Source organism: Leucobacter chromiireducens (assembly GCF_051993095.1).
Lineage (GTDB): Bacteria > Actinomycetota > Actinomycetes > Actinomycetales > Microbacteriaceae > Leucobacter > Leucobacter chromiireducens.
This window is the reverse complement of record NZ_CP197024.1, coordinates 508,170-521,371: the sequence shown is the minus strand read 5'-3', so window position 1 is coordinate 521,371 and position 13,202 is coordinate 508,170. Positions and strand designations below refer to the sequence as shown.

Here is a 13,202-nt window from a genome sequence, read left to right as displayed (position 1 = left end):
ATCATGAAGGATCGCACGCTGCCGTCCGCTCACCCCACCGGGCCGGCGGGCGGCAGCGCCGACACTATCGCGGACATCATCGCCGAGTTCTCGGAGGTGATCGCCTTCGCACGGAGCCGCTGGGCCCGCTACGCAGAGGACGTTCACCCAGACCTCCGCGGGGTCGGTTTGATCGTGCTGCAGCTGGTGTTGCGCAAGGGCCCACTCACGGTGACCGGCATCAGTCAGATGCTCGATATGGACAAGGCCGTAGTGAGCCGGCAGATCTCCAAGCTGCGTGAACTGAACCTCGTTGAGGCGGAGCCCGCGCCCGAGGATCGTCGTGTCGTGCTCCTCACGGGGAGTGCACACGCGCAGGAGCTCATCGACGCGATCCGCGAGAAATGGGCAGACGCCTACCACGAGCGCTTCAGCGGGTGGACGGACGCCGATCTGGAGCAACTGCGCGCAAATCTCCACAGGTTCAATGCCTCGGCGGACCACACCGTGGCGCGCGACACACCCTCCGGGCGCTGCTCCCGCGGTGAGACCCCTGAGGCACCCGCGGGCTCTGAGGCCGCCGCAGGAAGTGCCCCGGGAACGTCCGCGGCCTAACCGCTCACGCGAGCCGGGGACGCGGTGACCGCATCCCCGGCTCGATCGCACGCGCTACTGCAGCCGCTTTCGGATCCACGCCGAGGCGAGATCGACGAGCACGATCACCACGAGGATGATGATGAGGTAGGTCATCATCTCGTCGAACTGGAACGTCTTGATCGACTTGTTGATCAGGAGACCGATGCCACCGGCGCCCACGAGCCCGAGCACGAGCGACGAGCGCACATTCACGTCGAAGCGGTAGAGCAGCAGACCGGTCAGCTGCGGCAGCACGCTGGGGATCGTCGCGTTCGCGACCACCTGCCACCGGCTCGCGCCGGCGGTGCGGAGCGCCTGCTCAGGGCCCGGATCGATGTCTTCCATCGCCTCGGACCAGAGCTTGCCCATCACGCCCGTGTTGTGCGCGATGAGCGCGAGCACACCGGCGAACGGGCCGAGCCCCACGGCAGTCACGAAGATCAGCGCGAACACGATGTCGGGCACCGCGCGGAAGAATGACAGGATGCCTCGCGCTACCTGGTAGACGAAGCCGTTGGGCGTCGTTGTGCGCGCACCGAACACGGCGAGCAGCAGCGCGAGCGGGATCGACACCGTGGTGCCGAGAAGGCCCACCCAGAGCGTGGTGAGCGCGCCCTCGAGGCCGGCCTTCACGACATCGGGGCTGAGATCCGGCGGGATCGCCTCGGCGAGGAAGTTCGCCATGCCCTGCGCGCCGGTGACGAGCTTCTCGGGCCGGAAGTCGGTGGCCTGGAACGCGAGCAAGTGCAGCAGCACGAGCACGACGATGATGACGCTCCACGAGCCCGCGCGATACGGCACGCGGGGGTCGCGGGGAACGCCGAGTGCGCGCGGCGCGCCGCCGTGAGACGGTGCGGGGGCTGGCTCGCGGGTCAGGGTGTCGGTCATGGATGGCTCCTCAGGGATCACAGATAGAGGGACGCCAGCTCAGCGTCGTCGATGTCGGCGGTGGGGGCATCAAAGACGAGCTTGCCGCCGCGCAGGCCGATCACGCGGTCAGCGTAAGAGCGCGCAAGGTGCGGCTGGTGCAGCACAGCGGCCACGCCCAGCCCCTCGTTCGCCGCGAGGTCGTGCAGGAGCTGCATCACGTCGTCCGCGGCTTTCGGGTCGAGCGCGGAAACCGGCTCGTCGGCGAGGATCATGCGGGGGCGCTGGCAGAGCGCACGCGCAATCGCCACGCGCTGCTGCTGCCCGCCCGAGAGGCTCCCCGCGCGGTCGTGCGCCCGATCGGCGAGGCCCACCCGGTCGAGGCAGGCCATGGCCTCCTCTTTCAGCTCGCGCCCGAAGAGGGGCGGGAGCGAACGCCATCCCGGCAGGCGGGCGAAGCCGCCCGCGCAGACGTTCTGCAGCACCGAGCGGCGCTGCACGAGGTGGATCTTCTGGAACACGGTGGCGGCGGTGCGGCGCGCCTCAGCGCGACGCTGACTACTCGCCTCGGTGAGGCGAACCCCGGCGATCGTGATGTCGCCAGAGTCCGCCTCGATCAGGCCGTTCACCGCGCGCAGGGTGGTCGACTTGCCGGAGCCGTTCGCTCCGAGGAAGGCAACCACTTCGCCCGCGTGCACGCGCATGCTCATGTCCTGCAGCACGACGCGATCTCCGAAGCTCTTGGAGATGGCCCGGACGTCGAGCAGCACCTCCCGCTCCTCGGCCGCGGCCGCTCCCCCGTGAGCGGGGAGCGCGGTGACGCGCCCCACCTCGGCGGAATCCCTGTGTGCGGTGACGGCGCTCATTAGACGTCCGCCTCGGTGAGGCCCATGGTCTTCGCGAGATCGAAGAGGGGCTGGTAGTCCTGCTTCGTGGTGGGGATCAGCGGCCCGGCGGGGTCAACGCCGAGGAAGCCGGACACCTCTGCAACATCTTCAGCGTCGAGGCTGAGGAGCGCATCGGACACCGCGTCCTTGAACTCCTGCGGCAGGTTGCCGCGCACGGTGATCGGGTCGTTGGGGATCGGATCCGACTCCCAGATCTGGCGGAACTGGCTCGCGTCGAAGGTGCCCTCGGCCGTTGCCGTTGCCAGGGTCTGCGAGTTGATCTGCGCCGCGTCGACGGTGCCGTTCACGAGTGCGAGGAGTGCCTCGGGGTGGCCGCCCGCGTAGTCGGCGGTGACCTCGTCGGCGATCCCCGCGTCGGTGATGGCCGACATGGGCAGCGCATCACCCGAGGTGGAGCCGGGGCTCCCGAGGGCGAGGGTGTGGCCCGGCAGATCCTCGAGCTTCTGGATCTTCGAGTCCTTCGGCACCCAGATGCCGCCCGTGTAGGTGGTGGGGTTGCCCTCGGCATCGCCGAAGGACGCGAGCGGCTCAGCGGCGGCGCGCTCGTTCGCGAACACGAAGCCGAGCGGGCCAAACTGGGCGATCTCGAGCTGGTCGTTCTCCATCGCGAGCACCTCGGCGGCGTAGTCCTCGGTGATCGACACCTCGACCTCGCAATCGAGCTTCTCGGAGAGCGCCTTCGCGAGCACCTGGTAGGCGGGCTCCAGACGCTCGGGGTCCTCGTAGGGCAGGATGCCGAAACGGATCTTACCGTCGGGGCAGCTCGCCGAGGCGGCAGCGGTGTCCTCGCCGGCGGGCGCGCATGCGGCGAGGCCCAGGGTGAGGGCGGCCAGCGCGGTGGCGGCGAGGGCAGCGTTCTTCTTCACGATTCTCCTTGGGTGGGTACTGCGGTGAGTGGGTGTGTAGTTCGGAACAGCAGGTCGATGGAAATTGGGATCCGCTACCGCGACAGTGCGGCGATCGTGCGTGCGCCAAGCCCGAGGCCGACGGTCATGCCGACACCGGTGGTCAGCGTGACGATCGAGACGCCGGGCACAGGGGTCTCCTGGCAGATGTCACCGAGCTCGCTCGTGGCATACAGTCCCTGCCAGCGCTCGAGCACCTCGAGCCGCGGCGTGCCAAGGAGGGTCGCCACCTCATCGAGCAGGATCTGCGACCAGCGCTCGTCAAGGAACGGTGGCGCCGCGTCGTGGCTGGCGTGGGAGTCGCCGACGAGCAGCGTGCCGTCGGCCTGCTGCGTGAACATGACGTTCGCAGTGATCTCGGCAAACTCGGGCCGCTGCGCGAACAGCTCCGCCCGGAGCGCATCGGCAGCCGAGCCCGCGAAGCGGCCGTAGCGCAGCATTGACGTGCCGGTGAGCACGGCCGGGCCGAGCCCCATCGGGCGGGGCGGGCGCACGCGCGCCATCTGCAGCGCGCACTCGCGCACGCCGGCCGCGGTGGCGATCTCGGGGAAGAGCCGTCCGAGCAGGTGTCCGGTCGCGACGATGATGTGATCGGCCTCGACACGGCCGCGATTCGTCTCGACGACACCGGTATGGACAGCATGCACGGTCGTTGCGAAGCGCACCTCGCCGCGCTCATGGCCATTGACCCAGGCCGCAATTCGGGCGACCGCGGTGCGCGGATCGGCGGTCACATCGTCGGTGAGGAGCAGGCCGGCCCGCACGGCGCCGGCCGCGGAGCTGCCCTCCTCAAGGTGCAGCGTCGCGGCGGTCTCGCCGCCCGTGAGGAGACGCGCGCCGGCGGGGGCGCGCTCGGCGACGAGCTCCTCAAGCACGGCCTGCTCCGCCGCAGAGCGCGCAACGGCAAGCGTGCCCGAGCGGCGGGCCGTCACCCCGGCGCGCTCAGCGAGGCTCAACCAGATCGGCAGGCTCTCTGCGGCAAGCTCGCCAAGCTCCCCGTACTGCACCGAGGCGCACACGTGACCGAAGTTCCGCACGCTCGCGGTGACCGCGGCAGCGTCCTGTTCGAGCACGGTGACGCGGTAGCCGGCGTCAAGCGCGGCCACGGCGTGAGCGAGGCCGATGATGCCCGCACCGACGATGGCGATGCGGGGGGCGGGGGTCTGCGATGTCATGCTTCGATCCTGAACCGCGGAAAGTAGTCAACACAACTTTTTGCGCCGGTGTTCGCCGAGCGTTCATTGCGAGCGCGGGATCGGCCCGGAAGCTTCACAATTCGTTCATGTGGCCGTCACCCGCGAACCGCTGCGCTAGTCATGACAACTTGTAGTCTTTCGACATGACATCCACCGCTCCCCTTCACGTGCAGCTGTACGAGGAGATGATTCGCCGCATCCGCACCGGCGCCTGGCAGCAGGGCGACAAGGTGCCGAGCGAGAAATCTCTCATCGCCGAGTTCGGCACCTCGCGTGGCCCGGTGCGCCAGGCTCTCGCCGCGCTGCGCGCCGAGGGCATGATCGTGGGCGGGCGGGGTACCCCGCCCCGCGTGCAGCGCACGGCCCCCGTGCAGTCCTTCGACACGTTCATGTCGTTCACCGAGTGGGCGCGCGATCTCGGGTACACCCCCGGCCAGCGCGTCATCGAGGCGAGCCGCCGCCCCGCAACCGAGCGCATCGCCACCGAGCTGAGGATCGCGCCGGACTCCCCCATCGTGGAGATCATTCGCGTGCGCTCGCTCGATGGCAAGCCCGCCATGCTCGAGCGCTCACTGTACCCCTACGAGATCGGGCGACACCTGCTCTCGGCCGACCTCGACGGCGGATCGATCTACCAGGCGCTCGCGGCAGCAGGCGTGGTGCCCGTACGCGCGCGGCACGTGATCGACGCGATCGCCGCCCATCCGCTGGAGGTGGAGCAGCTGGGCGTCGCCCCCGGCTGCCCGCTGCTGCGCGTACGCCGTGTTGCCACGAACGAGTTCGGCGCGATCATCGAGACCGCCGACGATCGCTACCTCCCGTCAATGACCAACTTCGCCGTCGAGAACAGCGCGGAGCACCGGATCCCGCTCACTCGGCAGGCCGTTACCGCGGCACCGATCGCCGAGCCGACCGCCGCGCACTGAGTTTCCCCACCCACGTTTCAGGAGCACCCCAATGATCACCCTTGCAGTATTCGATATGGCCGGAACGACGATTGACGACGGCGGGGAGGTGTACCGCGCACTCGAGGACGCGGTGATCGAGACCGGCGCCACCGTCGCCCCCGCAGATCTGCAGACCTGGATGGGTACAGAGAAGCGCGCAGCCATCACCGCGCTCATGGAGCTCGGCGGCGGCGATCCCGCGCTTCCCGGTGTGGTCGACCGCGCATTTGAGCGCTTCCAGACGATCCTCGCTGAGCGCTACGCGGCCGCACCGCCCACAGCGATCGCCGGTGTTCCCGAGGCGATCGCTGAGCTGCGCGCCGGTGGCGTGCGCGTGGCCCTCACCACGGGGTTCTCGCACGACGTAGCGACCGCCATCCTCGATCGCCTCGGGTGGCAGGTGGCGCCCGAGGCGGACGCGGTCAGCGCCCCCACGGCTCCCGTTCTCCCCGCAGGAAGTGCCGACTCGGTGGTCGTCGACGCGCTCGTGTGCGGCGACGAGGTGCTCGCCGGCCGCCCGGCGCCGTACATGATCCACTGGGCCATGGAGCGCACGGGCACCCTCGACGTGCGCACCGTACTCGTCGCGGGCGATACCGCGGTGGACGTGCAGGCCGGGGCCAACTCAGGCGCCGCGCACGCGATTGGCGTACTCACCGGCAAGCTCGAGCGCGGCGACTTCCCCGCGGCTGCGACAGCGGTGCTGGGCGGGGTTGCTGAGATCCCCGCATACCTCGCCGCGCAGCGCTAAACGCGGCGCAGCACCGCGTGCCGGGCGCTAAACGAGGCTCGGCACGCGATGCTCCGCGCGCAACTGCGCGGACACCAGGATCGGCAGGTGATCCGACAGGCCCCGGCCCAGCGTGGACACGCTCGAGATGTCGAGACCGGCGGAGGTTGCAAAGTCAAAGTGCCCGCGGAACATCTTGTAGCGGGTGTAGGTGCGCTTGTCGCTCAGGCTGAGCTCGTAGCCGTGATCGCGCATCTCGGTGTCGAGACGGCCTTTGAACACCGGATAGTTGTAGTCGCCGACCATGAGCGCCGGGAGGCCCGGGCCGAGGTCGCGCAGCTCGCCCAGCGCCGCGTGGATCTGGTGTCGACGCAGCGAGTTGAGCGCGGTCAGCGGGGCCGCGTGGAATGACGCCACCACGAGGTCTCGGCTCGTCTCACGGTCGTGCAGGCGTGCGCCCAGCAGGCGCTCGTGTGCGGGCGCGAGCAGCCGGTCGTGAAGCGACTTCTTCAGCTGGAAGGTGTGCGCCGAGCGGGTCTCGAAGCGGTCGCCGCGCACGTACATGGCGAGCCCGAGCCGGTTGCGCTCGGTGGCGTGCACGAGCCGCAGTTCGCCGAGTTCGGCAGGAAGCGCGACGGCCTCAGCTTCCTGCAGGCAGAGCACATCGATCTCGTGGTCTGCGGCGAGCGCGGCGATCTCGGTGACCGCGCGGTTCTTCCGCAGGTTGTAGCTGATGACCTTCATACCGTGCCTTTCCCCGGTGGATCACCGGGCCAGTCCGACAGGCACCACCCTACGCTCGCGAAGCTGAGTGTCTGCACCGGATTCCCCACTTCCCGGCGGGCGAGCCCACTCAGTCGAACAGCACTCCCTGCGCAGCGTCGGCGAGCGCAGCGCGCACGGCCGCGAGCGCGGGGTGGTCGCTGCTTGCGGCACGCGCGGCCGTGAACACGGTGCGCTGTGGACGATCCGGCAGTTCGAGCAGGCGGAGCGTGCCGCCCGCGCCGACGAGCCCGGGGAGCAGCGCGACCGCGTTGCCCGATTCAATGAGGCGGAGGTGCGCCTGCAGATCGGCCGTCTCATACCGCACGTCTGGCTCGAACCCTGCGCTGCGGCACGCCTGCTCGGCCCAGTGCCGGGTGGCGGCGCCGTGCGGCTCCATTACCCAGGGGAGCTCCGCAAGGTCGGCGAGCTGGGTGGCCGCGTCGAACCTGGGGTCCCCCGCCCCGAGCGGGGGGAGGCCGAGCCGAATCGGATCCCGCGTGAGTGGCTCGCGGTCGAGTCCCTGGAAGTGCGGAGCGGAGTGCCCCGGGTACTGCTCGGCCACCACGAGGTCGAAACCGCGAGCCCAGGTCTCGTGGAGCGCCGCGCCGGGCTCCACCTGCACGACCTCGACGCGCAGCGCCGGGTGTCGCTCGCGGAGCGCTCGGAGCGCCTCGGGCATGAACGCGAGCATCGCGGTCTGGAAGGCTGCGACCCGCACGGTGCCCGAGACCTCATCCCGCGCACGGTGGAGTGCCGACTCCGCGCGCTCGAGCCCGGCGAGCAGGGTCTCGGCTTCGGCGGCGAGCGCGGCGCCCGCGGGCGTCAGCTCGAGCGTTCTGCCGCTTTTGCGCAGCAGTTCGACGCCCGCCTCGCGCTCGAGGAGCGCGAGCTGTTGGGAGACCGCCGAGGGACTGTAGTTCAGGGCCTGTGCGACGGCCGCGATCGTGCCGCGCGCGTGCAGTTCCCAGAGCAGGCGCAACCGCTTCATATCGAGCATCGGCGTTCGTTCCCCTTCTACTCGCAACCGTTCAGCTTTTCTTCATGATATTCCATGAAAACAATCGCTGTACTTCATGCTTCAACAGCTCCACACTGACACTACGGGCGCTCACCGCTGACGCCCATCCGCCATACCTGTTCGTTGAAAGGCCCGTCGTGACCGTGCACGCCACCACCCGCCCCCAGGACCTCGCCCCCGAGGCCATCGCGCTCGTCGAGCGCTGGATCCGCGAAGCCGCGGAGAATCCCGCAGACCCCTCGGCCGCGCGCCTCGCCGGCGTGCTGCGCGACCCGAACGGGCTCGATTTCACCGTGGGCTTCGTCGACGGCGTGGTGCGCCCCGAAGACCTCCGCGCTGCGGCGAAGAAGCTGAGCGAGCTCACCCCGCTCACCCCGAAGTTCCTCGCCGCCCCGCTCCGCGGCGCGATCGGCCTGGGTGGCGCATTCGCAAAGCCCCTCCCTGGCGTCGTCGTGCCCATCGCGCGGCGCGTGCTCCGCCAGATGGTCAGCCACCTCATCATCGACGCGAGCGATCAGAAGCTCGGCCGCGCGATCGCCAAGCTCCGCACCGACGACGTGCGACTGAACATCAACCTGCTGGGCGAAGCCATCCTCGGCGAGCACGAGGCGGAGCGCCGCCTCGCCGGCACGCATCGCCTGCTCGACCGTCCCGACGTCGACTACGTCTCGATCAAGGTGTCCTCCACAGTCGCCCCGCACAACCACTGGGCGTTCGACGAGGCCGTCGCGCACATCGAGGAGCAGCTGATCCCGCTCTTCACGCGCGCCGCGGCGGCAAGCCCCCGCAAGTTCATCAACCTCGATATGGAGGAGTACAAGGACCTCGACCTCACCCTCGCGGTGTTCACGAGCATCCTCGACCGACCCGAGTTCCTCGAGCTCGAGGCAGGCATCGTGCTCCAGGCATACCTGCCCGACGCCCTCGGGGCGATGATCCGCCTGCAGCAGTGGTCGGCGGGCCGCGTCGCTCGCGGCGGAGCCCCCATCAAGGTGCGCATCGTGAAGGGCGCCAACCTGCCCATGGAGCTCGTCGACGCCGCGATTCACGGCTGGCCCGCCGCGACCTGGGGCACGAAGCAGGACTCCGACACGAGCTACAAGGCCGTCATCGACTACGCGCTCCACCCGGATCGCGTGCGCAATGTGCGCATCGGAGTTGCCGGCCACAACCTCTTCGATGTGGCACTCGCCTGGCTGCTCGCGAAGGCGCGCGGCGCAGAGAGCGGGATCGAGTTCGAGATGCTGCTCGGCATGGCCACCGGGCAGGCCGAAGCGGTGAAGCGCGAGGTCGGCTCTCTCCTGCTCTACACCCCCGTGGTGCACCCCGAGGAGTTCGATGTCGCCATCGCATACCTGATTCGTCGCCTCGAAGAGGGCGCGAGCCAGGAGAACTTCATGTCCGCGGTGTTCGAGCTGGGCGAAAGTCGCCCCCTCTTCGAACGCGAGCGCGATCGCTTCCTCGCCTCTCTTGACGCGCTCACCGCGATCACCGGGGATGGCAGCGCCGCGGGCCTCGCGGTGCCCCCGCCGAACCGACAGCAGGATCGCCGCGAATACGACACCGCGGGCACTGAGGCGCGCGTTGAGGCCCGCGTGGCCGCCGGCCGGCGGGGCGAGTTCGACAATGCGCCCGACACCGATCCCGATCTGCCCGGAAACCGGGTGTGGGGGCTCGCGATTGCTGACCGCATGACCGACTCGCAGCTCGGCACGCAGCTCGTCGCCGACGCCGTGGTGCCTGATGATTCCGCGCTCGATGCGATCATCGAGCGCGGCATCGCGGCGTCCGCCGGGTGGCAGGCGCTCGGAGCCGACGAGCGTGCCCGCATTCTCATGCGCGCGGGCGAACGACTCGAGGAACGCCGCGGCGAGCTCCTCGAGGTCATGGGCTCCGAGTGCGGCAAGACCCTCGACCAGGGTGACCCCGAGGTATCCGAGGCGATCGACTTCGCGAACTACTACGCGATGCTCGGACAGCTGCTCGAGCAGGTCGACGGGGCGACGTTTGAGCCCGTCGCGCTCACCGCGGTCATTCCACCGTGGAACTTCCCCGTCGCAATCCCCGCGGGTGGAGCGCTCGCGGCGCTCGCCGCAGGCTCGTCGGTGATCATCAAGCCCGCCTCGAACTCCGCCCGCTCGGGCGCCGTGATGGTCGAGGCGCTGTGGGAGGCCGGCGTGCCCCGGGAGGTGCTGCAGCTCGTGCAGTTCCGAGATCGGGATCTGGGCTCGCGGCTCGTCGCCGATCCCCGCGTGGACCGGCTCATCCTCACAGGCGCGTACGAGACCGCAGTCCGCTTCCGCGAGCTGCGGCAGGACCTGCCGATTCTCGCCGAGACGAGCGGGAAAAACGCGATCATCGTGACGCCCAACGCGGATTTGGATCTCGCCGCGCGCGACGTCGCGCAGTCCGCCTTCGGCCACGCCGGCCAGAAGTGCTCGGCGGCCTCGCTCGTCATCCTCGTGGGATCGGTCGCCACCTCGGAGCGGTTCCGCGGGCAGCTGCTCGATGCGGTGCGTTCACTCCGCGTGGGAACGCCCGAACACCTCGGCACGCAGATGGGGCCGATCATCACGGCGCCCGACGGGAAGCTGCTTCGCGGGCTCACGCGGCTGGGTGCGGGCGAGCGGTGGCTCATTGAGCCCGCGCCCGTGGAGAGCGACAGCCCGCTGGCGCGGGATGCGCAGGGCAGCACGAAGCTGTGGAGCCCGGGAGTGCGCGATGGGGTGCGCCGCGGCTCCGAATACCACCTCACCGAGTACTTCGGCCCGATCCTCGGCATCATGACGGCGGACACGCTCGACGAGGCGATCGATATGGTGAACGACATCGACTACGGCCTCACGAGCGGGCTGCACTCGCTCGACCGAGACGACCTCGAGACGTGGCTGCGCCGCATCCAGGCCGGCAACCTGTACGTCAACCGCGGCATCACCGGTGCGATTGTGCGACGGCAGTCGTTTGGTGGATGGAAGAAGTCGGCCATCGGCGCTGGCACGAAGGCCGGCGGGCCGAACTACCTGCACGGGCTCGGCAACTGGGCCGACGCGCCGGTCGCGGTGGCGGCAGGAGCCGCACACCCCGCAGCTGCGCCGGTTCTCGCGGCGGCCGAGCGTGCGGGTCTTGCGGGCGCCGAGCTTGCCTGGCTGCGCACCGCGCTGGGCAGCGATGCGGCAGCGTGGGACGCCGAGTTTGGTGTGGCGCGTGATGCCTCGCAGCTCGGGGTCGAGCGCAACCTGCTTCGCTACCACGCGGTCAGCACCACAATCCGAGTTGCGGCGGATGCACCCCTCCACGAGGCCGTCCGCGCGATTGCGGCGGGGATCACCGCCGGTGCGGCCGGATCGTCGGCCGCGGCCGAGCGCGTCGCCCCCATGGTGAGCGCAGCGTTCGCGTTGCCGACGCCCCTCGCCACGGCACTCGTGCAGGCCGGCGTCTCCGTGCAGCTTGAGGACGAAGCTGCGTGGGGCGCTCGCCTCGCCGGGCTTGCCGCACAGGATGGGCCAGCGGCGAGCGCGCGCGTGCGTCTCGTTGCGGGTGCGTCACGCGCGGACGAGGCGGCGCGCATCTACGCTGCGACGGGCGGCAAGCCGGATATCGCGGTGTACGCCGGCCCGGTCGTCTCCGCGGGCCGCGTGGAGCTGCTGCCGCACCTCCGGGAGCAGGCGGTCTCGATCACCGCACACCGCTTCGGTACCCCGAGCCAGCTGTCCGAGGGCCTCATCTAACCACCCCGCCCCGCCCCGCCCCCCCTGGCGAATCGGGGTCAGTTTGGCAGGGTGTCGCGCGAGCGCGCACACCGACACCCTGCCAAACTGACCCCGATCTTGCGCTTGCGTGTGGGGGGGGGTGGAGTGGGGTGAGCTGGGGAGGGCGGCGGTCAGAGGGCGCGGAGGCGCACCTCAAGAGTGCCGAAGATCATGTGCTCCGTCGCAGGGAACGTCAGCCCGGCGGGCAACTGCGCGCGCTGCCCGTTCGACGAGACCAGTGTGAGGCCGTTCGTAGAGTTCAAATCCTCCACCGTCCACTCGCCACCGGCCAAGCGCAACCGCACGTGCGACTTCGATACCGTCCGGGTGGGGTCTGCAAGCAGCAGGGTCTCGGAGCCTTCCAGGCTGCTCGGTTTCCGGCCCGCCACAATGTCGGTCCCGACGAGTTCGAGCACTTCACCGTCGGGCAGTTCGAGCCCCCACCGCTGCGCCGAGGTCGCTGCTGCAGGCTCTGGCTGTTCTTCGACGGGCACAGGAGAAACTGCCGCAGCCGCAGCCGCAGTCGGCGCAGGGACGGGGGCGGGCTGAGGCACGGGAGCTTCAGTCGCCACAGGCGGCTCGGGCTCTGCGGGGACCTCGGGAGTCGGCGACACCGCCGGGGCCGCCGACTCAGCGGGGGCCGCCGACTCAGCGGCGCGCGGGGCGCGAGGCTCGGGCCACGCGAAGGGCTCTGGCGCAGCGCGCACACCGAGCGGGGTGGCCGGGCGCTCCTCAAGTTCCTCGGCAGCGAGACGCTCGAAGTTGCCGATCGTCGTGTTACTGAAGCCCCAGTCGTTCATGTCGTGCGGATCGGCGGCGGCACGAACGCGCTCGCCTCCGCTGGCTCCCGTCGACGACGGAGCAGCCGGTGCAACCGGTGCAACTGGTGCGACGCGCTCGGCGCCGCCCGCGCGCTGCTGGTCGCTCGGCTCGCGGTGTGCCTCCGCAAGCGCGGCCTCCGAGACGGGAGGCAGGCCCCGCCAGGCTGCGGGTTCATTGGCCACAGGGTTCCCCTCGCCACCCCCCGCTGCCGCCGCAGCCGCGCGACGCGAGGGCGAGAGCGGCGGAAACGCGGTCTCGCCCTGGTACACCCGCGCACCCGCGTACATGCCATCGCCGATGTGGCTTGCCAAGAGCATGGCCCAGATCGGGGGAAGGAATGCACCGAGCACGGTGTACCAGGCGTCCTTGCCGAACTCTCGATTCAGCCGGTGGATGGCGATGATGCTCACAATGATGACCACGAGGATCAGTCCGGGCACGAACCCGAGCAGCACGAGCCAGCCGGGCAGGCCGCCACGCTTCAGCAACTGCCACTGATTCCAGACGGGGATCCACCCATCGCGCGACGGCAGCCCCAGGTAGGGAAACAGCTTCGACAGCGCCCAGAGGTACCAGACGTACAGCACGAGCGCGACGAGGCCCCAAATGCTGAGCATCGCGACAAGCACCGTGAAGCCACCGCTGCTGAGTTCAGAACTCATCGGATCGCCACCAGTCCA

11 protein-coding genes are annotated in these 13,202 nt (G+C 69.8%); 4 read left to right on the top strand and 7 right to left on the bottom strand.

From position 1 onward, the window contains the following. Positions 1–3: 3 nt before the first annotated feature. Positions 4–594: a MarR family winged helix-turn-helix transcriptional regulator gene (locus tag ACR81A_RS02310; RefSeq protein ID WP_202382283.1), complete on the top strand. Its 591-nt coding sequence runs from the start codon at positions 4–6 to the stop codon at positions 592–594. A 54-nt stretch (positions 595–648) separates the two neighbouring features. On the opposite strand, the gene phnE is transcribed toward ACR81A_RS02310, so the two are convergent. The 4 genes from phnE to ACR81A_RS02290 all read right to left on the bottom strand — a co-directional run bounded on the left by phnE (position 649) and on the right by ACR81A_RS02290 (position 4,470). Continuing rightward, positions 649–1,503 (bottom strand): phosphonate ABC transporter, permease protein PhnE, encoded by an 855-nt coding sequence (phnE, locus tag ACR81A_RS02305; RefSeq protein WP_440312447.1) that lies wholly within the window; start codon positions 1,501–1,503, stop codon positions 649–651. Between the two features lie 17 nt (positions 1,504–1,520). Beyond that, positions 1,521–2,348 carry a phosphonate ABC transporter ATP-binding protein gene (locus ACR81A_RS02300; protein ID WP_440312446.1) on the bottom strand — a complete coding sequence of 276 codons (828 nt, stop codon included), beginning with the start codon at positions 2,346–2,348 and terminating at the stop codon, positions 1,521–1,523. Next, complete coding sequence (locus tag ACR81A_RS02295) at positions 2,348–3,256, bottom strand: phosphate/phosphite/phosphonate ABC transporter substrate-binding protein (protein WP_202382285.1); 909 nt, start codon at positions 3,254–3,256, stop codon at positions 2,348–2,350. Before ACR81A_RS02295 ends, ACR81A_RS02300 begins: the two co-directional genes overlap by 1 nt. 74 nt (positions 3,257–3,330) lie before the next feature. Further along, positions 3,331–4,470 carry a TIGR03364 family FAD-dependent oxidoreductase gene (locus tag ACR81A_RS02290; RefSeq protein ID WP_440312445.1) on the bottom strand — a complete coding sequence of 380 codons (1,140 nt, stop codon included), beginning with the start codon at positions 4,468–4,470 and terminating at the stop codon, positions 3,331–3,333. Between the two features lie 164 nt (positions 4,471–4,634). On the opposite strand from ACR81A_RS02290, the gene ACR81A_RS02285 reads away from it, so the two are divergent. Both ACR81A_RS02285 and ACR81A_RS02280 read left to right on the top strand, forming a co-directional pair. Next, positions 4,635–5,417: a GntR family transcriptional regulator gene (locus tag ACR81A_RS02285; RefSeq protein WP_202382287.1), complete on the top strand. Its 783-nt coding sequence runs from the start codon at positions 4,635–4,637 to the stop codon at positions 5,415–5,417. Between the two features lie 31 nt (positions 5,418–5,448). Then, positions 5,449–6,189 (top strand): HAD family hydrolase, encoded by a 741-nt coding sequence (locus tag ACR81A_RS02280; protein ID WP_440312444.1) that lies wholly within the window; start codon positions 5,449–5,451, stop codon positions 6,187–6,189. 27 nt (positions 6,190–6,216) lie between these two features. Here ACR81A_RS02280 and ACR81A_RS02275 read toward each other — a convergent pair whose 3' ends face one another. After that, positions 6,217–6,912 (bottom strand): endonuclease/exonuclease/phosphatase family protein, encoded by a 696-nt coding sequence (locus ACR81A_RS02275; RefSeq protein ID WP_202382289.1) that lies wholly within the window; start codon positions 6,910–6,912, stop codon positions 6,217–6,219. Positions 6,913–7,021: 109 nt separating this feature from the next. Then, positions 7,022–7,930, bottom strand: coding sequence for a LysR family transcriptional regulator (locus ACR81A_RS02270; protein ID WP_202382290.1), 909 nt, complete (start codon positions 7,928–7,930; stop codon positions 7,022–7,024). A gap of 158 nt (positions 7,931–8,088) precedes the next feature. Between ACR81A_RS02270 and ACR81A_RS02265 the strand changes: the two genes are divergently transcribed. Continuing rightward, a complete protein-coding gene (locus ACR81A_RS02265; RefSeq protein ID WP_440312443.1) occupies positions 8,089–11,679 on the top strand; it encodes a proline dehydrogenase family protein in 3,591 nt (1,196 codons plus the stop codon). Between the two features lie 152 nt (positions 11,680–11,831). Here the strand turns inward: ACR81A_RS02265 and ACR81A_RS02260 are convergent, their stop codons facing one another. Continuing rightward, on the bottom strand, positions 11,832–13,184 hold the full coding sequence (locus tag ACR81A_RS02260) for a DUF5684 domain-containing protein (RefSeq protein ID WP_440312442.1): 1,353 nt from the start codon (positions 13,182–13,184) through the stop codon (positions 11,832–11,834). Positions 13,185–13,202 lie beyond the last annotated feature (18 nt).

What these genes read in the sequence shown, in the direction of transcription:
- ACR81A_RS02270 (WP_202382290.1), bottom strand. Translation starts at nt 7,930, where the DNA reads ATGCTCGATATGAAGCGGTTGCGCCTGCTCTGGGAACTGCACGCGCGC.
- ACR81A_RS02310 (WP_202382283.1), top strand. Translation starts at nt 4, where the DNA reads ATGAAGGATCGCACGCTGCCGTCCGCTCACCCCACCGGGCCGGCGGGC.
- ACR81A_RS02275 (WP_202382289.1), bottom strand. Translation starts at nt 6,912, where the DNA reads ATGAAGGTCATCAGCTACAACCTGCGGAAGAACCGCGCGGTCACCGAG.
- phnE (WP_440312447.1), bottom strand. Translation starts at nt 1,503, where the DNA reads ATGACCGACACCCTGACCCGCGAGCCAGCCCCCGCACCGTCTCACGGC.
- ACR81A_RS02260 (WP_440312442.1), bottom strand. Translation starts at nt 13,184, where the DNA reads ATGAGTTCTGAACTCAGCAGCGGTGGCTTCACGGTGCTTGTCGCGATG.
- ACR81A_RS02285 (WP_202382287.1), top strand. Translation starts at nt 4,635, where the DNA reads ATGACATCCACCGCTCCCCTTCACGTGCAGCTGTACGAGGAGATGATT.
- ACR81A_RS02290 (WP_440312445.1), bottom strand. Translation starts at nt 4,470, where the DNA reads ATGACATCGCAGACCCCCGCCCCCCGCATCGCCATCGTCGGTGCGGGC.
- ACR81A_RS02280 (WP_440312444.1), top strand. Translation starts at nt 5,449, where the DNA reads ATGATCACCCTTGCAGTATTCGATATGGCCGGAACGACGATTGACGAC.
- ACR81A_RS02300 (WP_440312446.1), bottom strand. Translation starts at nt 2,348, where the DNA reads ATGAGCGCCGTCACCGCACACAGGGATTCCGCCGAGGTGGGGCGCGTC.